23 protein-coding genes are annotated in these 19,139 nt (G+C 67.6%); 18 read left to right on the forward strand and 5 right to left on the reverse strand.

Annotated features, from left to right (window positions below):
- Window positions 1–68: 68 nt before the first annotated feature.
- Window positions 69–1,043, forward strand: coding sequence for an RcnB family protein (locus FHR20_RS01540; protein WP_167297932.1), 975 nt, complete (start codon window positions 69–71; stop codon window positions 1,041–1,043).
- 89 nt (window positions 1,044–1,132) lie between these two features.
- On the opposite strand, the gene FHR20_RS01545 is transcribed toward FHR20_RS01540, so the two are convergent.
- Both FHR20_RS01545 and FHR20_RS01550 read right to left on the reverse strand, forming a co-directional pair.
- Window positions 1,133–2,401 carry a M20/M25/M40 family metallo-hydrolase gene (locus FHR20_RS01545; protein WP_167297933.1) on the reverse strand — a complete coding sequence of 423 codons (1,269 nt, stop codon included), beginning with the start codon at window positions 2,399–2,401 and terminating at the stop codon, window positions 1,133–1,135.
- Between the two features lie 115 nt (window positions 2,402–2,516).
- Entirely contained in the window at window positions 2,517–2,972 is a 456-nt protein-coding gene (locus FHR20_RS01550) for a universal stress protein (RefSeq protein WP_086128624.1), read from the reverse strand.
- Between the two features lie 130 nt (window positions 2,973–3,102).
- On the opposite strand from FHR20_RS01550, the gene FHR20_RS01555 reads away from it, so the two are divergent.
- From FHR20_RS01555 to FHR20_RS01585, 7 genes are all read left to right on the forward strand, one after another.
- Window positions 3,103–4,404, forward strand: coding sequence for a pyruvate dehydrogenase complex dihydrolipoamide acetyltransferase (locus FHR20_RS01555; protein WP_167297934.1), 1,302 nt, complete (start codon window positions 3,103–3,105; stop codon window positions 4,402–4,404).
- A gap of 16 nt (window positions 4,405–4,420) precedes the next feature.
- The gene (locus tag FHR20_RS01560; protein ID WP_167297935.1) at window positions 4,421–4,660 is read left to right on the forward strand and encodes a hypothetical protein; all 240 of its coding nucleotides are present in this window, start codon (window positions 4,421–4,423) and stop codon (window positions 4,658–4,660) included.
- The gene (locus FHR20_RS01565; protein ID WP_167297936.1) at window positions 4,653–5,060 is read left to right on the forward strand and encodes an acyl-CoA thioesterase; all 408 of its coding nucleotides are present in this window, start codon (window positions 4,653–4,655) and stop codon (window positions 5,058–5,060) included. The genes FHR20_RS01560 and FHR20_RS01565 overlap by 8 nt, the downstream gene beginning before the upstream one ends.
- A gap of 31 nt (window positions 5,061–5,091) precedes the next feature.
- On the forward strand, window positions 5,092–6,489 hold the full coding sequence (lpdA, locus tag FHR20_RS01570; protein WP_167297937.1) for a dihydrolipoyl dehydrogenase: 1,398 nt from the start codon (window positions 5,092–5,094) through the stop codon (window positions 6,487–6,489).
- Between the two features lie 63 nt (window positions 6,490–6,552).
- Window positions 6,553–6,939, forward strand: a complete 387-nt coding sequence (locus FHR20_RS01575) for a hypothetical protein (RefSeq protein WP_167297938.1) — start codon at window positions 6,553–6,555, stop codon at window positions 6,937–6,939.
- Window positions 6,940–6,958: 19 nt separating this feature from the next.
- Window positions 6,959–8,365 carry a hypothetical protein gene (locus tag FHR20_RS01580; protein WP_341786426.1) on the forward strand — a complete coding sequence of 469 codons (1,407 nt, stop codon included), beginning with the start codon at window positions 6,959–6,961 and terminating at the stop codon, window positions 8,363–8,365.
- Window positions 8,366–8,438: 73 nt separating this feature from the next.
- Window positions 8,439–8,783 carry a DUF3140 domain-containing protein gene (locus FHR20_RS01585; RefSeq protein WP_286713571.1) on the forward strand — a complete coding sequence of 115 codons (345 nt, stop codon included), beginning with the start codon at window positions 8,439–8,441 and terminating at the stop codon, window positions 8,781–8,783.
- Between the two features lie 17 nt (window positions 8,784–8,800).
- On the opposite strand, the gene FHR20_RS01590 is transcribed toward FHR20_RS01585, so the two are convergent.
- Window positions 8,801–9,256: a GFA family protein gene (locus FHR20_RS01590; protein WP_167297941.1), complete on the reverse strand. Its 456-nt coding sequence runs from the start codon at window positions 9,254–9,256 to the stop codon at window positions 8,801–8,803.
- Between the two features lie 96 nt (window positions 9,257–9,352).
- Here FHR20_RS01590 and FHR20_RS01595 point away from each other — a divergent pair, with 96 nt between their 5' ends.
- The gene (locus FHR20_RS01595; RefSeq protein ID WP_167297942.1) at window positions 9,353–9,925 is read left to right on the forward strand and encodes a DUF4142 domain-containing protein; all 573 of its coding nucleotides are present in this window, start codon (window positions 9,353–9,355) and stop codon (window positions 9,923–9,925) included.
- 104 nt (window positions 9,926–10,029) lie between these two features.
- On the opposite strand, the gene FHR20_RS01600 is transcribed toward FHR20_RS01595, so the two are convergent.
- Both FHR20_RS01600 and FHR20_RS01605 read right to left on the reverse strand, forming a co-directional pair.
- Window positions 10,030–10,512, reverse strand: coding sequence for a bactofilin family protein (locus FHR20_RS01600; RefSeq protein WP_167297943.1), 483 nt, complete (start codon window positions 10,510–10,512; stop codon window positions 10,030–10,032).
- On the reverse strand, window positions 10,499–11,083 hold the full coding sequence (locus tag FHR20_RS01605) for a hypothetical protein (RefSeq protein ID WP_167297944.1): 585 nt from the start codon (window positions 11,081–11,083) through the stop codon (window positions 10,499–10,501). The genes FHR20_RS01600 and FHR20_RS01605 overlap by 14 nt, the downstream gene beginning before the upstream one ends.
- Before the next feature lie 266 nt (window positions 11,084–11,349).
- Here FHR20_RS01605 and rpsL point away from each other — a divergent pair, with 266 nt between their 5' ends.
- From rpsL to rplB, 9 genes are all read left to right on the forward strand, one after another.
- Window positions 11,350–11,721: a 30S ribosomal protein S12 gene (gene rpsL / locus FHR20_RS01610; protein WP_086129340.1), complete on the forward strand. Its 372-nt coding sequence runs from the start codon at window positions 11,350–11,352 to the stop codon at window positions 11,719–11,721.
- 63 nt (window positions 11,722–11,784) lie between these two features.
- Entirely contained in the window at window positions 11,785–12,255 is a 471-nt protein-coding gene (gene rpsG / locus FHR20_RS01615) for a 30S ribosomal protein S7 (protein WP_086128636.1), read from the forward strand.
- A gap of 101 nt (window positions 12,256–12,356) precedes the next feature.
- Window positions 12,357–14,450: an elongation factor G gene (gene fusA / locus FHR20_RS01620; RefSeq protein WP_167297945.1), complete on the forward strand. Its 2,094-nt coding sequence runs from the start codon at window positions 12,357–12,359 to the stop codon at window positions 14,448–14,450.
- Window positions 14,451–14,531: 81 nt separating this feature from the next.
- On the forward strand, window positions 14,532–15,728 hold the full coding sequence (tuf, locus tag FHR20_RS01625) for an elongation factor Tu (protein ID WP_086128638.1): 1,197 nt from the start codon (window positions 14,532–14,534) through the stop codon (window positions 15,726–15,728).
- 172 nt (window positions 15,729–15,900) lie between these two features.
- Window positions 15,901–16,212: a 30S ribosomal protein S10 gene (gene rpsJ, locus FHR20_RS01630; RefSeq protein WP_029936463.1), complete on the forward strand. Its 312-nt coding sequence runs from the start codon at window positions 15,901–15,903 to the stop codon at window positions 16,210–16,212.
- Between the two features lie 386 nt (window positions 16,213–16,598).
- Window positions 16,599–17,357 (forward strand): 50S ribosomal protein L3, encoded by a 759-nt coding sequence (rplC, locus tag FHR20_RS01635; protein WP_086128640.1) that lies wholly within the window; start codon window positions 16,599–16,601, stop codon window positions 17,355–17,357.
- Window positions 17,358–17,972: a 50S ribosomal protein L4 gene (rplD, locus tag FHR20_RS01640; RefSeq protein WP_167297946.1), complete on the forward strand. Its 615-nt coding sequence runs from the start codon at window positions 17,358–17,360 to the stop codon at window positions 17,970–17,972.
- Window positions 17,965–18,285: a 50S ribosomal protein L23 gene (locus FHR20_RS01645; protein WP_086128642.1), complete on the forward strand. Its 321-nt coding sequence runs from the start codon at window positions 17,965–17,967 to the stop codon at window positions 18,283–18,285. Before rplD ends, FHR20_RS01645 begins: the two co-directional genes overlap by 8 nt.
- Complete coding sequence (gene rplB / locus FHR20_RS01650) at window positions 18,285–19,136, forward strand: 50S ribosomal protein L2 (protein WP_086128643.1); 852 nt, start codon at window positions 18,285–18,287, stop codon at window positions 19,134–19,136. Before FHR20_RS01645 ends, rplB begins: the two co-directional genes overlap by 1 nt.
- The last annotated feature ends 3 nt before the right edge of the window (window positions 19,137–19,139 follow it).

The raw sequence follows: 19,139 nt of genomic DNA on the forward strand, positions 1-19,139 counted from the left end.
GCGGAGTTTAATTCTTTGGCAACCATCGGAGCAGCGCGCGCTCCGACACGGGGCGAAGGAGTATCGATATGCGTCACCTGTTGAAGCCGGCCCTGATGGCCTCGGCGCTGCTGGCAGCGATGCCCGCGGTTGCGCAGGTGGCTTCGCCCGGCCCCGTCTGGGGCGGCAGCGGCGGACCGATCCCGGCGCCGGGCGGAGCCTATGGCGGGCGCAGCGTGCCGATGCCGCCGCCGCCGCGCGTTCCCGGCCCGCCGCCCGTCGTCCAGAACGGTCCTGGCGTGCCGACCGCCGGCGCGCGCGTCTGGCAGAATGGTCGCTGGATGGCGCTGCCGCCGCGCGGCCACGGCCAGGTCGGCCGGCCGAACGGGAATCGCTGGGGCGGCATGATCGGCGGCCGCTGGTATGCCGGTGCGCAGGCGCCGGGCGGCTGGAACGGGTATCGCCGGCTTGGCCGGGGCAACCATCTGCCCGGCTATTGGATGGGTGGCGGCTTCCGCATTCCCGATTATCTGAGCTGGGGCCTTGCCGCGCCGCCCTATGGCTATTTCTGGGTCCGCTATTATGACGACGCCGTGCTGGTCGACGATCGCGGCGACGTGTGGGATTCGGTAAGCGGCATCGGCTGGGCCGATGCGGATTCCTGGGCGGATTCGAGCGGCGGCTATTCGAGCGCCTATAGCCGTTCGGGCACCGGCGCCGGCTATCGCGAGCCCATCCGGCCGATCGACCCGAACGACTATTATGACGATTATCCGGCGGACTATGCGCCGCCGGCACCGCCGCCGGGCGTGCAGGTCCAGGGCTATTACGGGTCGGGCGGTGCCTATTACGGCTCGGGCAGCTATCAGTCCGGCGCCTATTATTATGGTGCGCCGGTGGGCTCGACCGTGATCGTCACCATGCCTGCCGTGACCACGACCACTGTCGTGACCGAGGAAGTGACGACCTCCTATGTCCGCCCGGCGTCGCGCCGGGTGGTGCGCAAGGCGCCGGTGCGGCGATACAAGCCGCGGGTGCAGTGCTGCGTCTGCGGTTGCCGCTGACTTCGCGCCGCGCCGTATGGCGAATGCGCGGCGATCCCATATTGCGAGAATAGGCTCCCCTCCCCGGAAGGGCGGGGAGCTGGCGCGCTTCAGCGCCGTCCGAACGCCACCAGGCTCTCCGCTCCGTCCGCGCCGATCGCGGACACCCCGACGAAATTGTCGTCGACGATCACGCCTTTCAGGCTGACTTCGGTGCCGGTGACGTCGAGATGGTTCGTCCAGTCGCGCGCATCGGCTCGGCGCCAGTGGACGCGGTACTTGGCCGCGCCGGGCACCGCGGCCCATTTCACCGAGGTGTCGGAAGCGAGCGCGCCGCCGATCGTCACCTTGTCCGGCGCGGCCGGCGCCGCGGCCAGGCGGCGGATCGTCGCGACGTTGAGCGCCGTCACTCCGGCCAGATAGGGAAAGTCCATGCGGTCGACCGTGTCGCCCTTGCCGGGGGCGAGATCCTGGTGCTGCGCGTCGTAATTCTCGATCCCCACCGAGAAGCGCACCGCCGGATAGCCGAGCTTCTGGAACGGCGAATGATCGCCGCCGCGGCCGAACCGGTCGGGCCGGCGGACGAGGAAGGCGTCGAGCCCGCCGGGGAGCGTGCCTGCGACCTGGCCGATCGCCTTGGCGAGCGCGCGCGAGGGGCCGTCGTCCTCGCCGCCATCGGCACGCAGGCCCTGGAGCGCCTGGGGGGCGTCATTCTCGCCGAAGCTTTCGGAGAAGATGCGCACGCGGTCCGCCACCTTGCGTCCGTCGGTGCCGACCGTGTTGCCGACGATGTCGTTGTTGAGCACCGCGGTGACCGTCCAGCCACGTTCCCTTGCAGTCTCGGCGAGCAGCTGGCCGCCGAACAGCCCCTGCTCCTCGCCGGAGAGCGCAGCATAGACAATCGTCGCCCGGAACTTTTCCCTGGAGAGGATGCGCGCCGCCTCGAGCACCAGCGCGACGCCGGAGGCATCGTCATTGGCGCCGGGGGCATCGGCGGTGGCGTTCATCACGTCGCCGACCCGGCTGTCGATATGGCCCATCACGATGACGACTCGCCTGGGATCGCTGCCCGCCTGAAAGCCGAGCACGTCGACGATCTGTACGCCGTTCGGCGCGCGGGGGCCGGTGAAGCCGCGCGCGATATTGGCCACTTCGATGCAATCGCACTGGTCGCCGAGCTTCGCGAGTTCGGCCGCGAACCAGCGGCGGGCGGCGCCGATGCCGCGGCTGGGGTGGTCCGCGTCCGAAAGGGTGTGGCGGGTGCCGAAGCCGACCAGCTTCTCGACGCTGGCCTTCAGCCGGGCGGGATCGGGCCTTTCCTGGGCCTGGGCAATGGCGGGGACAGCGAGGAGGAGCGGAGCGAGGGCGAGAATGCGCATGCAGCGAGAGTGGCGGGGGAGCGGGGGTGGGTCAATCGCCCCGGCCGTGACCCCCGGGGACAAGCGCCGGCGCGACGAGCTGGGGGCGCCTCGCGCAGTAGTTCGACGCGATAGTTCAACTCAGCCGGTCGATCGCATCCATGTCGAGCGCGCCGGGAATCACCATCAGCGGCACGGGCAGCTTGCCGGCATCCGATCCGGAGAAATGCGTGACCATCGGGCCCGGCGGCCCGCTTGCCGCGGCACCGAGGACCAGGGCGGCGATGTCGCGATTGGCGGCGATCATCTCGTGGACGATCTTGGGCCCGTCGCCTTCGCGCACGGTGATCGAAGGCTGGAGCCCCGATTCGGCGAACAGCGTGCCGGCCGCGCGTGCGACCAGCGCCTCGGCGCGTTCGCGCGCTTCCTCCTCGATCGTGGCCATCACGCCGCCCCATTGGACGAAGTCCGGCTTGGGAATCAGCGCGAGGATCTCGACGTTGCCGCCGGTCTTCACTGCACGCCGCGCGGCGAAGCGCAGCGCGATCTCGGCTTCCGGGCTTTCGTCGATCACCACCAGATAGGTGCGCATGGAAGGTTCCTCTTGGTCGTGCGTTACGTGCCCCGTAGCGTCAATTCCTGCAAGCGCGTCTCTTGACCCGGGGCGGGGGCGGCGCAAAGAGGGCCCGAACCTGTTCCGGGCTCCAATGACGGGAACCTTCATGTCGATCGAAATCAAGATGCCTGCGCTTTCCCCCACCATGGAAGAGGGCACCCTCGCCAAGTGGCTCGTGAAGGAGGGCGACACGGTGAAGTCCGGCGACCTCATGGCCGAGATCGAGACCGACAAGGCGACCATGGAGTTCGAAGCGGTGGATGAAGGCGTCATCGCCAGGATCCTCGTCCCCGAAGGCACCGACAATGTGAAGGTCGGTACCGTGATCGCCGTGCTGGCGGGCGAGGGCGAGGACGTCTCCTCGGCCGCCGCGTCGCCGGTGCCGACTCCGGCGCCCGCGCCCGCGCCCGCGCCTGCGGCGGCTGCCGCTCCGGCGCCGACTCCGGCCGCCGCGCCGGCTCCGGCGCCCGCCCCGGCCCAGCCGGCCGCCGCCTCGGGCGACCGGGTCAAGGCGAGCCCGCTCGCCAAGCGCCTTGCCGCCGAAAAGGGCGTCGACCTGACCGGCGTCGCCGGCTCGGGCCCGAACGGCCGCATCGTGAAGGCGGACATCGAGGGCGCGAAGCCGGGCGCCGCCCCTGCCGCCGCACAGGCGCCCGTTGCGGCCGCTCCTGCCGCAGCCGCTCCGGCCGAGCACAAGCCGGTCTGGTGGGACGAATCGATCCCGCACGAGGCCGAGAAGCTCTCGAACATCCGCAAGACGATCGCGCGCCGCCTCACCGAGTCGAAGCAGACCGTCCCGCACATCTATCTCACGCTCGACATCCGGCTCGACGCTCTGCTCAAGCTGCGCGGCGACCTGAACAAGGCGCTCGAGGCGCGCGGCGTGAAGCTGTCGGTCAACGACCTGCTGATCAAGGCGCTCGGCGTGGCGCTGGCCCAGGCGCCCAAGTGCAACGTCACCTACACCGGCGACCAGCTGATCAAGTACAGCCGGTCCGACGTGTCGGTGGCCGTCTCGACTCCGACCGGGCTGATCACGCCGATCATCCGCGACGCGGCGAACAAGGCGGTCTCGGCGATCTCGACCGAGATGAAAGACCTGGCGGCGCGCGCCCGCGACGGCAAGCTGAAGCCCGAGGAATATCAGGGCGGCACCGCGTCGCTCTCGAACATGGGCATGTTCGGCATCAAGCAGTTCGAGGCGGTGATCAATCCGCCCCAGGGCATGATCATGGCGATCGGCGCCGGCGAGAAGCGCCCGTACATCGTCGACGACGCGCTGGGCGTGGCGACGGTGATGTCGGCCACCGGCAGCTTCGATCATCGTGCGATCGACGGTGCTGATGGCGCCGAGATGATGAAGATCTTCAAGGAGCTCGTCGAGAATCCCTTCGGGATGATCGCCTGAACCGGAGGGCGCGGCCATGCGCGTGCTGATCGAAGTGGTGCACATCGCGATCGGGCTGATCGCCGCGGCGTTGATTTCCGCGGCGGCCGCCTGGTCCTATCCGCGCGCGACCGGCGACATCTGGCTGGTCGGCTATGCCTGCATGATCGCCGTGGTGCTGATGGGCGTCGGCCCGGTGCGCCGGGCCTTTGCCGAGGACAAGGCGCGGCTCGCCGGGGCCAGGCCGGCCGGCACGGAGCCGCGTGCCGATGGTTGAGGGTGGCGCCACGCCCCCGCAGCAGCAGCCGGCGATTCGCGTGAGCACCATGCCTGCGGATGCCAATGCCTATGGCGATATCTTCGGCGGCTGGCTGATGGGCCAGATGGACCTGGCTGCCGGGCTGGTCGCCGCGCGCCATGCGCGCGGGCGGGCGGTCACCGTCGCGGTGGAGGGCATGAAGTTCCACGCGCCGGTCTCGGTGGGCGACGAAGTCTCGGTGTTCGCCGACATCGTCAAGGTGGGGCGCACCTCGATGACGATCGACGTCCAGTCCTGGCGCCGCGCCCGGCATTCCGAGGAAAGCTGCCTGGTCACCCAGGCGCAGTTCGTGTTCGTCGCGGTGGACGAGCACAAGCGGCCGCGGCCGGTGGACGCGGCCCCGGCCAACCCTATCTGATACAGAACCTATAAGCGGAAGGACTCCCCCCTTGGCTGACACCTATGACGTGATCGTGCTCGGTTCGGGCCCCGGCGGCTATGTCGCGGCGATCCGCGCCGCGCAGCTCGGCCTCAAGACGGCGATCGTCGAGCGCGAGCTGCTGGGCGGCATCTGCCTCAACTGGGGCTGCATCCCCACCAAGGCGCTGCTCCGCTCGTCCGAGATCTATCACTATATGCAGCACGCCAAGGATTACGGGCTGGTCGCCGAGAAGATCAGCGCCGACCTGGACGCAGTGGTGAAGCGTTCGCGCGGCGTCGCCAAGCAACTCAACCAGGGCGTCACGCACCTGATGAAGAAGAACAAGATCACGGTGCACATGGGCACCGGCGTGCTGACTGCGCCGGGCAAGCTGACCGTGACTTCGGAGGACGGCAAGAAGACCGATCTCGAGGCGAAGAACATCATCGTCGCCACCGGCGCCCGCGCCCGCGACCTGCCCTTCGCCCCGGCGGACGGCAAGCGGATCTGGACCTATCGCACCGCGATGACTCCCCCCGAGATGCCGACCAAGCTGCTCGTCATCGGCTCGGGCGCGATCGGCGTGGAGTTTGCCAGCTTCTACAACGACATGGGTGCCGAGGTGACCATCGTCGAGATGCTCGACCGGATCGTGCCGGTGGAGGACAAGGACGTCTCCGCGCATCTGGAGAAGCAGTTCAAGAAGCAGGGGATGGACATCCGCACCGCGACCGGCGTCGAGAAGATCGACGTGACGGGTTCGGGCGTGAAGGCCTCGATCAAGGGCAAGGACGGCAAGGTCACCGTCGAGGCGTTCAGCCACGTCATCGTCGCGGTCGGCATCGTGCCGAACACCGAGAATATCGGGCTGGAGACGCTGGGCGTGAAGACCGAGCGCGGCCATATCGTCACCGATGCGGCCTGCAAGACCAATGTGCCCGGCCTCTATGCGATCGGCGACGTCACCGCGCCGCCGTTCCTCGCGCACAAGGCCAGCCATGAGGGCGTGATCGCTGCCGAGGCGATCGCCGGCAAGCATCCGCACGCGATGGACGTGCGCAACATCCCGGGCTGCACCTATTGCCACCCGCAGATCGCGTCGGTCGGCCTCACCGAGGCCAAGGCCAGGGAAGCAGGCTATGAAGTGAAGGTCGGCAACTTCCCCTTCATCGGCAACGGCAAGGCGATCGCGCTGGGCGAGGCCGAGGGCTTTGTGAAGACGGTGTTCGACGCCAAGACCGGCGAGTTGCTCGGCGCGCACATGATCGGCGCGGAAGTGACCGAGATGATCCAGGGCTATACGATCGGCAAGACGCTGGAGACGACCGAGGCGGAGCTGATGGAGACGGTGTTCCCGCACCCGACGATCAGCGAGACGATGCACGAAGCCGTGCTCGGCGCCTATGGCCGCGCGCTCCACATCTAGCCGGTCTTCACGCTTTGTTGCCGATCTCCTGCCATGTTCGCCCGAACTGGTCGGAGATTCGGCGTGCGCATGTTCAAGCTGATCCTGTCGCTGCTCCCCCTCGTCTTCATCGGGGGGCTGCTGTTCTATTTCACCGGCTTCGAAGGCTGGAACGGCGGAGATTTCACCCAGGGGCTGGGGCCGACGATACTCGGGCTGGGCGCGATAGGGCTGCTCTTCTGCGCCCCGCTTGCTTTCCGGCTGCTCAAGCTGGTCATCACTCCGCGCGGTCCCGCGACGGCGAAGAAGGGCGATGTGGAGGAGGAGGGGTCGAGCTTCGACGCCGATGCCGCGCTCGACCGCTATCTCGCGCGCAAGGCGGCGGCCGGGGAGGCGATGCCCGAAGCGCCCACGGCCTTCCCCCGGGGCGACGCCCCGCCGCGCCCGGTGTTCGGCCGCAAGATCGGCTAGGAGCCCTGCGTTGAGGCGCGTGTCGCCCGCGGCCCGGGCGGCGCTCGCCGCTTTGCTGCTCTGCCTCGCCATGCTCGCGCTGTTCTGGCCGGGCGTCGCGATGTTCGACACGCTCAACCAATATGCCCAGCTGCGCTCCGGCAGCTATGACGACTGGCACCCGCCGGTGATGGCGCGGCTCTGGGCGCTGTTCCATGCGGCGGGCTGGCACGGCCAGGCGCCGATGTTCCTGATCCAGATGCTGCTCTGCTGGATCGGCCTGGGCCTGTTCGCGGCGGCGCTGGCCCGGCAGGGCGCGCGGATCGCGGCGATCGCGGTGCTGCTGCTCGGCATCTGGCCGCCGATCGCCGGCTGGCAGGTGATGGTGCTGAAGGACGCGCAGATGGCAGGCGCGCTGCTCGCCGCCACCGGCCTCGCCGCCTGGTGGCGGCTGCAGGACCGGCCGCTGCCGCGCTGGGCGGTGCTGCTCGTCGGCCTGTTGCTGCTCTATGCGACGCTGGTCCGCATCAACGCGGTGTTCGCCACCGTGCCGCTCGCTTTCGGGCTGTTGGGGGCGGGGACGTGGCGGCGCCCGGTGCGGCGCGGGGCGATGATGCTGGCGGCAATGGTCGCGGTGCTCGCGGCGCTGCCGCTGGTCAATCACGGGCTGCTGCGCGCCGGCGCCAGCGAGGTCGGACGGGCGCTGCCGACCTATGATCTGGCCGGCATCGCGCATCATGCCGGCCCGGAGGCGGTGCCGGTGCTGCCGGCAGAGGTGTGGCGCGCGGCCGAGGCGGAGCGGTGCATCCGGCCCATCCTCTGGGATCCGCTCGGCGATCGCTGCGACTTTGTGGCGGAGGGGCTTGCGATCACTGCGCCGGGCCGCAAGCTCACCGAAGCCTGGCTGCTGACGATCGCGCGCCATCCGGTCGCCTATGCCGAGCATCGGCTGGCGCATTGGAATGCGACGATGCGCTGGCTGGTCCCCTGGCGCTATCCGCTGGCTGCGCCCCAATGGGATTCGGAGCCCAACATGCTGGGGATTGGCTCGCCGTCGCCACGAAGCGAACCGTTCCAGCAGCTTGCGGGGATGCTCGCCGAGAGTCCGCTCGGCGCGCCGATATTGTGGCTGACCGCGGCGCTCGCGGTGCTGGCGCTGGCCTGGCGGCACGACGGCTCGCGCAGCCGGCTCGCGGTCACGCTCGCGCTGTCCGCGGTGCTGACCGAGCTGGCGTTCCTGGTGATCAGCGTCGCCGCCGACTATCGCTACCATCTGTGGGCGATGCTCGCGACCGGGCTGGCCGCTGCGCTGGTGGCGGGCACGCCCATGCCGCGGCGCGGCCGGCGGATCGCGCTCGCGGCATTGCTGCTGATCGGAGCGACGAGCTTCGCGGCGCGGATCGCGCTGCCACCTGTCGGAGAAACTTACACCGATGCGGCCGGATAAATCCGCCGCTACGGGAAACCCCTGATAGGGGGAACCGTTACGCATGGGTAACATGACGTTAACGGAGAGACGGGTGGCCCAACGCGACGACCATGAGGAGATCCGGCGCAAGTTTCACGAAGTGGTGAACATGGCGCCGGAAGAGATCGAGGACTGGCTGGAGACCGCGGAGAGCCGCAAGGTCGGCCTCAAGCGGGATGGCGGGGAGAGCGTGGGCCATGCCTCTGGCCGCCGGATCGTCGGCATCCTGCGGACGCCGGAGGAGGATCTCGACGGCGGCGACTATGCGCACATGCGCAAGGTGGTCGGCTTCGTCGCCCGCCACCGCGCGCAGGGGCCGCACGAGGAGTATCGGATTCCCACTTCGCGCTGGCGCTACTCGCTGATGAACTGGGGGCATGATCCGCTGAAGGCGTGATATCCCCGCTCGGGCCGTCAGCTCCGCCGGGCATATTCCCCGGTCAGCGTCTCCCAGTCGTTCCAGTCGGGATCGCCCGGATAGCTGTGCACCGCACCGGTCTCGACCCAGGGGAGCTTCTCGCCGGCCCAGGTCTCCAGGAACGGCGGCCGGTCGTCGGGCGCGTCGAGCATCGTCGTGCGGACATTGACGAACCAGTCGATCCCTTCGGCCCGGGTGAAGACCCAGCTCTTGCAGCGATCGCAGTGATAGTGATGGGCGACGGGGCCGTGCAGCCCGCCGATCACCGGCTCGCCCCGGAGCAGTTCGAAGGCAGCGGTGGGCATGGTCAGCGTGAGCGAGAAGGCGCTGCCGGTCATCTTCTGGCAGCCGGTGCAGTGGCAGGCGCTGGTCAGCATCGGCGCGCCGGTCAGGCGGAAGCGCAGTTCGCCGCAGCGGCAGCCGCCGTCATGTGCCTGGGTCCAGTCGGTCATTCGGTATCTCCCTCGGTTCGCCGCGTCGCGCCGCGATAGCCGGAACGGCGCCCGCATGCTCGCGTTCCTTTTCCTGAAAACAGGAGGAATGCCTGGATGGACAGATACTTCTTCGCGCTCGGTCTGGGGCCGGCCTTCGCACTGGGCGCCTGTGGCGGCAGCGAGCCGATCACCACGGTCGACAATATCGTCGCCCCCGACACGATCCTCCCTGGAAACGGCGCGAACGTTGCGGCTGGCGCGGTAGCGACGACCGGCCAGGCCTTCGCCGACACGGTCGGCGCGAGCAACGCCTATGGGATGGAAGCGGGCAAGCTTGCCCGGCAAAAGGCGACCGCGCCTGCGCTCAGGGATCTTGGCGGAGCAATGGTGCGGGCGTGCGCCGAATCGACTGCCGGCCTGGGGGCCGCGGGCGCGAGGGCGCGGCCGGCGATCGTTCCCGATCCCAGGCCGAGCGCCGAGCAGGCCGCGGACCTGGAGACGCTGCGCCAGGCGACGGGCGCGGACTTCGACGCCACCTACAAGGCGCAACAGGCGGCCGCGCAGGAGAAGGTGCTGGCGGCGGTCGAGGATTATGCCGCGAACGGCACCGTGCCGGCGCTCAGGGCCTTTGCCGCGAAGAGCGTGCCGGAAGTGCGGGCGCAGCTGGACAAGGTGAGGGGGCTATAGGCGCACCTTCCCGCTTCACTCCGACGCGGGGAAGAGGAGTGCAAAAGGAAAGGGCGCGTTCCGCCGGGGAACGCGCCCTTTCCGGTTTCGCGAGAAACCAAAGCCTATTCGTTCGCCGCCGCCGCAAAGGGAGAAGGCGCAGCCTCGACCGGGCGCGGGCCCGCCGGGGCCGCTGCCGGGACGGTGCTCATGTGCTTCAGGCGCCCGTCGATATGGCCGCCATTCTCGATGGTGATGTTCTCATATTCGACATCGCCGGTGATCTTGGCCGAGCGCTCGATGGTGAGCTGGCGCACGCGCACCGTGCCTTCGATCGCGCCGGCGAGACGCGCGGTCTCGGCGGTGACGTTGCCGAAGACCTGGCTGTCGGCGCCCTGGGCCAGGCTGCCGCAATTGACGTCGCCTTCGATGCGGCCGTCGATGTGCAGGTCCGCGCTCGCCGAAACATTGCCGGTCACGGTCACGTCCGGACCGATCACCGAGAACATGCCGCGCTTGCCCCCGTTGCCGCTGCTCTGCTGCGGCGGTGCCGGCGGCATCGCCGGACGTTCGTCGCGATCGCGACCACGATTATTACCGTTGAACATTCACGCTACTCCCCAATTCGGAACCCGAATCCCTGGCGATTTCCCTAGCATAATGCAGGGAAGCAGGCATCGGCGAAAAGCGCGGCCAAAAGCGGGGCACGCGTTCCAGAGAGGGATTGTCGTTCGCGGCGGGGCAGCGGGCGCGGCAACGCCATGCGGCGGCCAGCATCGTCCCGCCGGCGGCCGTCGCGGCGAGGGGGCCGGCGCCAAGCGCGGCAAGCGTGCCGGCGAGCGCCAGCACCACGGCGAATCGCTCGGCCGGCAACAGCGTGACGGCGAGCGCCGCGGGCACGAGCAGGGCGGCGGCGCCGATGTGCGGAAAGACGATCAGCGGCACGAGCGCGGCGGGTAGCGCCGCCCGCGCGGCCGGGCCGGGGGGCAGGGCGGTCAGCTGGGCGAGGTGCCAGCCGAGGAAGCCCGCGCCACCGGTGAGCGCGAGCCCGAACAGCTCCCAGGAGAGCAGGCCGGCGGGGCTGGCGAGCGCCGGGCCGAAGCCGCCCAGCAGCAGAGTCGCGGCCAGCGCGGCCAGCGCGGCGGCAAGGGGCTTGAAGCGGGGAGCGTGACGAACCATCCGCCGGCTCTAGCCCGGCGGAGGTTGACGCTCTCTTATCCTCCGGCCGACTCAGTTGACCCGCTCGCTGCCCGTCGCTATAGGCGCCCCCGTTCCGCGAGGGGCCGGTATTCCGGCGCATATCCCGCGCGGGGCAAGAGCTGAACGTTGCTGGAGACGCAATGGCCCGGGGGGTCAAGGACACCCGGGGCCTTTTCGTATTTCTCGTACCAGGGTTCCAGCAAAGTAACCGCCGGCCATGCCGGTAACATAAGGTGAAGGGCTTCATGCCGACGATCAACCAGCTGGTCCGCAAGGGCCGCGAACTGCAGAAGACCAAGTCGAAGGTCCCTGCGATGGAGCAGAACCCGCAGAAGCGCGGCGTCTGCACCCGCGTCTACACGACGACTCCGAAGAAGCCGAACTCGGCGCTCCGCAAGGTTGCCAAGGTCCGCCTGACCAACCAGCGCGAAGTCATCTCGTACATCCCGGGCGAAGGCCACAACCTGCAGGAGCACTCGGTGGTGCTGATCCGCGGCGGCCGTGTGCGCGACCTTCCGGGCGTGCGCTATCACGTCCTGCGCGGCGTGCTCGATACCCAGGGTGTCAAGGACCGTCGCCAGTCGCGTTCGAAGTACGGCGCCAAGCGTCCGAAGTAATCACAGCCATAGTAAGCCCCGGACGGGTTCCGGATCGGCTGAAGTTTGTAAAGGAAGTTTCAGATGGCTCGTCGTCGTCGCCCCGAAAAGCGGGAAATCCTGCCGGACCCCAAGTTCGGTGACATTGTTCTTTCGAAGTTCATGAACTCGGTGATGCTGGACGGCAAGAAGTCCGTCGCCGAGGGCATCGTCTATTCGGCCCTGGAAACCGTCGAGACCCGCGCCAAGCGCGATCCGATCGGCGTGTTCCATGACGCGCTGAACAACATCAAGCCGGGCATCGAGGTCCGCAGCCGCCGCGTCGGCGGTGCGACCTATCAGGTGCCGGTGGAAGTCCGTCCGGAGCGTGCCCAGGCGCTCGCGATCCGCTGGCTGATCTCGTCGGCCCGCAACCGCAGCGAGAACACCATGTCGGCCCGCCTCTCGGGCGAGCTGCTCGACGCTTCGAACAACCGCGGCAACGCAGTGAAGAAGCGCGAAGACACCCACCGTATGGCCGAGGCGAACCGCGCCTTCAGCCACTACCGCTGGTAAGTCTTTCTCCAGCGCCGGCACGTCTGGCGCTGGAAATTTTCGTTCCTACATATCGGGGAGCCGGATCGTCCGGCTCCCCACATCCTTAAGGAAACCAGGTCATGGCCCGCAGCCATCCGCTCGAGCGTTACCGCAATATCGGCATCATGGCGCACATCGACGCCGGCAAGACGACGACGACCGAGCGCATCCTCTACTACACCGGCAAGTCCTACAAGATCGGCGAAGTGCACGAAGGCACCGCGACGATGGACTGGATGGAGCAGGAGCAGGAGCGCGGCATCACCATCACGTCGGCCGCAACGACGTGCAAGTGGCGCGCGGAAGAGGGCAAGGGTGAAGAGCACCTGATCAACATCATCGACACCCCGGGCCACGTCGACTTCACCATCGAAGTCGAGCGTTCGCTGCGCGTGCTCGACGGTGCGGTCGCCTGCTTCGACGGCGTCGCCGGCGTGGAGCCGCAGTCGGAGACGGTGTGGCGCCAGGCGGAGAAGTACAAGGTTCCGCGCATGTGCTTCGTCAACAAGCTCGACCGCACCGGCGCGAGCTTCGAGCGCTGCGTCGACATGATCAAGGACCGTCTGGGCGCCCGCCCGGCCGTCCTGTATCTCCCGATCGGCATCGAGGGCGGTTTCAAGGGCCTGGTCGACCTGGTCGAGAACCGCGCGATCATCTGGCTCGAGGAGTCGCTGGGCGCGAAGTTCGAATATCAGGACATCCCGGCCGACCTGGCCGATGCCGCCGCGACCGCGCGTGCCGAGCTGATCGAAATGGCCGTCGAGCAGGACGACGCGCTGATGGAAGCGTATCTCGAGGGCAACGAGCCGTCGGTTGCCGACCTGAAGAAGCTGATCCGCAAGGGCACGCTGAACTTCTCGTTCGTTCCGATCGTCTGTGGCTCGGCGTTCAAGAACAAGGGCGTGCAGCCCCTGCTCGACGCCGTGGTCGACTATCTGCCGAGCCCGCTCGACATTCCCGACGTGCAGGGCGTGAAGCTCGACGGCGAGACCCCGGATTCGCGTCCGGCGTCGGACACCGCGCCGCTTTCGCTGCTCGCCTTCAAGATCATGAACGATCCGTTCGTCGGCTCGCTCACCTTCGCCCGCATCTATTCGGGCACCCTCACCAAGGGCCAGTATCTGAACTCGGTGAAGGACAAGAAGGAGAAGATCGGCCGCATGCTCCTGATGCACGCGAACTCGCGTGAGGACATCGAGGAAGCGCGCGCCGGCGACATCGTCGCGATCGCGGGCCTCAAGGAGACCACGACCGGCGACACGCTGTGCGACACGGCGCACCCGATCATCCTGGAGCGCATGGAGTTCCCGGAGCCGGTGATCGAGCTGTCGGTGGAACCGAAGACCAAGGCCGACCAGGAGAAGATGGGCCTCGCCCTGAACCGCCTGGCCGCCGAGGATCCCTCGTTCCGCGTTTCGACCGATCACGAATCGGGCCAGACCATCATCAAGGGCATGGGCGAGCTCCATCTCGAGATCCTGGTCGACCGCATGAAGCGCGAGTTCAAGGTCGAGGCGAATGTCGGCGCGCCGCAGGTGGCGTATCGCGAGTATCTCGCGAAGCCGGTGGACATCGACTACACGCACAAGAAGCAGTCGGGCGGCACCGGCCAGTTCGGCCGCGTCAAGGTCAAGCTGACTCCGGGCGAGCGCGGCTCGGGCTTCGTCTTCAAGGACGAAGTGAAGGGCGGCAACGTGCCGAAGGAGTATATCCCGGCGATCGAGAAGGGCTTCCGCGAGACGGCGATGACCGGCTCGCTGGTCGGCTTCCCGATCATCGACTTCGAAGTGCTGCTGTATGACGGTGCGTATCACGACGTCGACTCGTCGGCGCTCGCGTTCGAAATCACCGCCCGCGCGGCGATGCGCGAAGCGGCCCAGAAGGCCGGCATCAAGCTGCTCGAGCCGGTGATGAAGGTCGAGGTCGTCACGCCCGAGGATTATCTCGGCGACGTCATCGGCGACATCAACAGCCGCCGTGGCCAGATCCAGGGCACCGACAGCCGCGGCAACGCGCAGACGGTCGAGGCGATGGTGCCGCTGGCCAACATGTTCGGCTATGTGAACCAGCTCCGCTCGTTCACCCAGGGCCGCGCGCAGTACAGCATGCAGTTCTCGCATTACGACGAAGTGCCGCCGAATGTGGCCGACGAAGTGAAGGCGAAGCTGGCGTAACCAGGAATCAGCCGCTATGGGGCTCGCCTTCCGGCGAATCCCCTGGCGGCGCGGAAACAGAGATCAGAAGGTAGGAAAACAATGGCGAAGGCAAAGTTTGAGCGGAACAAGCCGCACCTCAACATCGGCACCATCGGCCACGTCGACCATGGCAAGACGTCGCTGACCGCCGCGATCACCAAGGTTCTGGCCGAGAACGTCGCGGGTAACGCCGCCGTCGACTTCGCCAACATCGACAAGGCTCCGGAAGAGCGCGAGCGCGGCATCACCATCTCGACCGCGCACGTCGAGTATGAGACCGACAAGCGTCACTATGCGCACGTCGACTGCCCGGGCCACGCCGACTATGTGAAGAACATGATCACCGGCGCCGCGCAGATGGACGGCGCGATCCTCGTGGTCGCCGCCACCGACGGCCCGATGCCGCAGACCAAGGAGCACATCCTGCTCGCCCGTCAGGTCGGCGTGCCCACCATGGTCGTGTTCCTGAACAAGGTCGACCTGGTCGACGACGAGGAAATCCTCGAGCTCGTCGAGATGGAGATCCGCGAAGAGCTGTCGCGTCGCGAGTTCGACGGCGACAATATTCCGATCATCCGTGGTTCGGCCACCGCCGCGCTCTCGGGCTCGGACGACAAGCTCGGCAAGGACGCGATCCTGGCCCTCATGGCCGCCGTCGACGAGTCGATCCCGCAGCCGGATCGTCCGCTCGACAAGCCGTTCATGATGCCGATCGAAGACGTGTTCTCGATCTCGGGCCGCGGCACCGTGGTGACCGGCCGCGTCGAGACCGGCGTCGTCAAGGTGGGCGAGGAAGTCGAGATCGTCGGCATCCAGGAGAACGTCCGCAAGACCACCGTCACGGGCGTCGAAATGTTCCGCAAGCTGCTCGACCAGGGCGAGGCCGGCGACAACATCGGCGCGCTGATCCGCGGCGTGGGCCGTGACGAAGTCGAGCGTGGCCAGGTTCTGGCCAAGCCGGGTTCGATCAAGCCGCACACCGACTTCAAGTCGGAAGTGTACGTGCTGTCGAAGGACGAGGGTGGCCGTCACACGCCGTTCTTCGCCAACTATCGTCCGCAGTTCTACTTCCGCACCACCGACGTGACCGGCACGATCGAGCTGCCGGAAGGCACCGAGATGGTGATGCCGGGCGACAACGTCGCGCTGGGCATCAAGCTCATCGCGCCGATCGCCATGGACGTGGGTCAGCGCTTCACGATCCGCGAAGGCGGCCGCACCGTGGGTGCCGGCGTCGTCGCCGAGATCCAGAAGTAAGCTTGGGCACACGCCGCAAGGCTTGAACTGAGTAAAGCAGCCGCCCGGCGCTCTCAAAAAAGAGTGTCGGGCGGTTGCCTTTTAATGAGGGCCGCTGTAAGGGCGCGCCTTCGGTTTTGGGTACAGCATAGAAGTCCGGCAACGGGCTCCGCTCTTTCGCATTGGTAGGGACATGGAAACGCAGAATATCCGTATTCGCCTGAAGGCGTTCGATCATCGAGTGCTCGACCAGGCGACCGGCGACATCGCCGACACTGCGCGCCGCACCGGCGCTCTCATCCGTGGCCCGATCCCGCTTCCGACGAAGATCGAGAAGTTCACGGTCAACCGTGGCCCCCACATCGACAAGAAGTCGCGCGAGCAGTTCGAAGTGCGCACCTACAAGCGCATGCTCGACATCGTGCAGCCGACTCCGCAGACCGTGGACGCGCTGATGAAGCTCGACCTGGCTGCCGGCGTCGACGTCGAGATCAAGCTGGCCTGAGCCAGTTGAAGCCCCTGCGAAAGCGGGGGCTTTCTCCTTCCGCCGCATTCCCGCAGAGGAATGCAGGTGAAGGGGTGGACAGGGAAGCGCTGCTGACGTAAAGGCGCGCCTCCACACGAGATTCGCGATTCCCTTTTGAGGGATTCGCCGGTTCCTCCACCGGATCGATCCCGATCCGAAGCAAGGAACCCGGAGGGCGCCAAGCGCGCGCTCACATCGCGATAGGGATACCGCCGGCCTCTTCGGAGAACCGGGCCTGCGTCCCCCGTCGCCTCTTCCTTCGGGGAGGGGTTCAGCCCGGACGGGGGCTCGCATCATATTTTCGGGCTGAGGCACGCACCCGCGGGAATTCCCCCTCGGGTGCCTATGCATAGGAGCAACTGGTCATGCGCACTGGCGTGATCGCGAAGAAGTTGGGGATGACCCGCCTGTTCCAGGACGACGGCCGCCACGTGCCCGTCACCGTCCTGGCGCTCGAAGGCGTGCAGGTCGTCTCCGTCCGCGAAAAGGATCGCGACGGCTATACCGCCGTCCAGCTCGGCGCCGGCACGGCGAAGAGCAAGAATGTCGCCAAGCCGCAGCGCGGCCATTTCGGCAAGGCCGAAGTCGAGCCCAAGGCGGTGGTCCATGAGTTCCGCGTCGACGCGGACGGCCTGCTCGAAGTGGGCGCCGAGATCTCGGCCGACCATTATGTCGCCGGCCAGTTCGTCGACATCCAGGGCAAGACGCAGGGCAAGGGCTTTGCGGGCGGCATGAAGCGTTGGGGCTTCGGCGGTCTGCGCGCCACCCACGGCGTCTCGGTCTCGCACCGCTCGCTCGGTTCGACCGGTCAGCGCCAGGATCCGGGCAAGGTCTTCAAGAACAAGAAGATGGCCGGCCACATGGGCGACAAGTTCCGCACCCAGCAGAACCTCGAGATCGTCGGCACCGACGTCGAGCGCGGCCTGATCTTCGTCAAGGGCTCGGTCCCTGGCTCGAAGGGCGGCTGGCTGTTCGTGAAGGACGCCGTGAAGGTCGCCCGCCCCGACGCCGCGCCGTTCCCGGCCGGCATCAAGTCGGTCGCCAACAACAACGACACCGCCCCCGCGGAGACCCCGGCTGAAGTGACCGAGGCCCCCGAGGCGACCGAAGGCCAGGAGGGCTAAGTGAAGGTCAAGGTTCAAACCCTCGACGCCAAGGCATCGGGCGACATCGAGCTCAACGACGGCGTCTTCGCTGTCGAGCCGCGCGCCGACATCCTGCACCGCGTCGTCACCTGGCAGCTCGAGAAGCGCCGCGCCACCGCGCGCGGCACCCGCGAGCGCGCCGACGTCGCCCGTTCGGGCAAGAAGTTCGGTCGCCAGAAGGGCGGCGGCACCGCCCGTCACGGCGATCGCCGCGCCCCGGTGTTCATCGGCGGCGGTAAGGCGCACGGCGCTCGCGTTCGCGACTTCAATCCGTCGCTGAACAAGAAGATCCGCGCGCTCGGCCTGAAGATGGCCCTCAGCAGCCACGCCAAGGCGGGTTCGCTGATCGTCGTCGACGCGTTCGGCACCGCCAAGACCGCGGAGCTCAAGGCGCAGTTCGCCAAGCTCGGCACCGGCAAGACCGCGCTGGTGATCGACGGCGAGGCCGGCAACGGCTTCCTGGCCGCGCGCAACCTGATCGGCGTGAACGTCCTCCCCGCGGTGGGCGCCAACGTCTACGACATCCTGAAGCACGACACGCTGGTCCTGACCCGCGCTGCCGTCGAGAAGCTGGAGGCGCGCTTCAATGGCTAAGAAGCAGGCAGCCGCGATCGACAACCGTCATTATGACGTGATTGTCGCGCCGCACATCACCGAGAAGTCGACGCTCGTCTCCGAGCACAACGCCGTTGTGTTCAAGGTCGCCGGCGACGCCACGAAGCCCGAGATCAAGGCCGCCGTCGAGGCGCTCTGGAAGGTCAAGGTGACCGGCGTCAACACGATCGTCCAGAAGGGCAAGACCAAGAAGTGGAAGGGCGCCCCCTACAAGCGCTCTGACGTGAAGAAGGCTATCGTGACGCTCGCCGACGGCGACCAGATCGACGTGACCTCGGGGGTCAATTCGTAATGGCACTCAAGAATTACAATCCGACGTCGCCTGGCGTCCGCGGCCTGATCCTGATCGACCGTTCGGCCCTGTACAAGGGTCGCCCGGTCAAGGCGCTGACCGAGGGCAAGACCAAGACCGGCGGCCGCAACAACAAGGGCCATGTGACCTCGCGCGGCATCGCCGGCGGCCACAAGCAGCGCTATCGTATCATCGATTTCAAGCGCCGCCTGTGGGACGTCGAGGGCACCGTCGAGCGGATCGAATATGATCCCAACCGCACCGCCTTCATCGCGCTGGTCAACTACGGCGCCGACGAGAACGGCAAGGACCGCGTCGCCTATATCATCGCGCCGCAGCGCCTCGCCGTCGGCGACAAGGTGATCGCCGGCAAGAAGACCGACGTGAAGCCGGGCAATGCCATGGAGCTGTCGTCGATGCCGGTCGGCACCATCGTCCACAATGTGGAGATGAAGCCGGGCAAGGGCGGTCAGATCGCCCGTTCGGCGGGCACCTATGTGCAGGTCGTCGGCCGCGACCGCGGCATGGTCATCGTCCGCCTGAACTCGGGCGAGCAGCGCTACATCCACGGCAACTGCATGGCGACGGTCGGTGCGGTGTCCAACCCGGACAACCAGAACACCAACCTCGGCAAGGCCGGCCGCAACCGCTGGAAGGGCATCCGCCCGCTGACCCGCGGTGTCGCGAAGAACCCGGTCGACCACCCGCATGGCGGTGGTGAAGGCCGGACCTCGGGCGGCCGCCACCCGGTCACCCCGTGGGGCAAGCCGACCAAGGGTGCGCGCACCCGCCACAACAAGGCGACGGACAAGATGATCATCCGCAGCCGTCACGCGAAGAAGAAGGGCTAACCG

Source organism: Sphingomonas leidyi, from assembly GCF_011761945.1.
GTDB lineage: Bacteria > Pseudomonadota > Alphaproteobacteria > Sphingomonadales > Sphingomonadaceae > Sphingomonas > Sphingomonas leidyi.